At 47.0% G+C, this 1,171-nt stretch carries 2 protein-coding genes; both read left to right on the top strand.

Annotation, left to right across the window (positions count from 1 at the left end; translation table 11 throughout):
• The coding region (locus F6K49_RS51070) for an acyl-CoA desaturase (protein WP_293110570.1) at positions 1–509 on the top strand (509 nt) is incomplete at its 5' end.
• Positions 510–749: 240 nt separating this feature from the next.
• On the top strand, positions 750–1,171 hold a 422-nt coding region (locus F6K49_RS51075; protein WP_293110572.1), incomplete at its 3' end, for a pyridoxine 5'-phosphate synthase.

Genomic DNA, 1,171 nt, shown 5'->3' on the forward strand with positions numbered 1-1,171 from the left:
TTTGGCATTCCCATATTGCTTGGATTGTGAATGTGGATTGGCAGCCTCCCTATAAGTATGCTCCTGACCTAATCAAGGACAAGCTGATCCGAAGAATAGACAACCTCTACGTCTTTTGGGTATTGCTGTCCCTGTTAATTCCTGGTTTCCTGGGTGGAGTCTTGACTGGTTCTGTCTCAGGATTCTTAGGTGGTTTAATCTGGGGCGGAGCATTTCGGATTTTTATGGTCCGTCAAATCACCTTTTGTGTCAACTCAGTTTGCCACCTCTGGGGAAACGAGCTGTTTACTACCTCTGATATGAGCAAGAACAATCCTATCATCGCCATCTTGACCCTTGGTGAAGGGTGGCACAATAATCACCATGCTTTTCCCAACTCAGCAAGATTTGGACATCATTGGTGGCAACTTGACCTGGGTTGGTTATTCATCCTGCTACTTAAGCGCTTAGGACTGGCCTGGAATGTCAAATTACCATCCTCAGACCAACTGCAACTTAGAAGCATCTAATCCCAACATTAAGAATTTTAGGTGAACTACCCCTCGCTGCTTAGACCCTGGCGAGGGGCTTTCTACTTCACGGGGAACTGTCTTGTAGAGGCTTGATAGACAATCTATCTAGATGTTCCCTCCCCCTGTTAAACTATAAAAGAATATTTTGCTCAAAGCTAAGGTTGTAAAGCCTTGGAATTCAAGACCAGGCTGCCCTATGGTCGTCGCTAGGATGTCAAATCCAGGAGAAAAACATTAGTGCTAACAATTGGCGTAAATATTGACCACATTGCCACAATTCGTCAGGCACGGCGCACTGTAGAACCTGACCCAGTCGCAGCAGCGGTGTTGGCAGAACTAGCTGGTGCGGATGGCATCACTGCACATCTAAGAGAGGACCGACGTCACATTCAACAGAGGGACATTGCTCTGTTAAGACAAACGGTGCGGACTCATCTGAATTTGGAAATGGCACCTACCGATGAAATGGTAGCGATCGCTCTAGAGGTCAAACCCGATTACGTTACCCTCGTACCAGAAAAACGAGAAGAAGTGACTACCGAGGGAGGGCTAGATGTAGCAGGGCAAATGCCTCGCCTTAGTGAGGTTGTAGCCCAGTTACAGAGTGCTTGTATTCCGGTTAGCTTATTTATAGACGCTGATCCTGCCCAAATCGATGC

Source organism: Moorena sp. SIO3I6 (assembly GCF_010672095.1).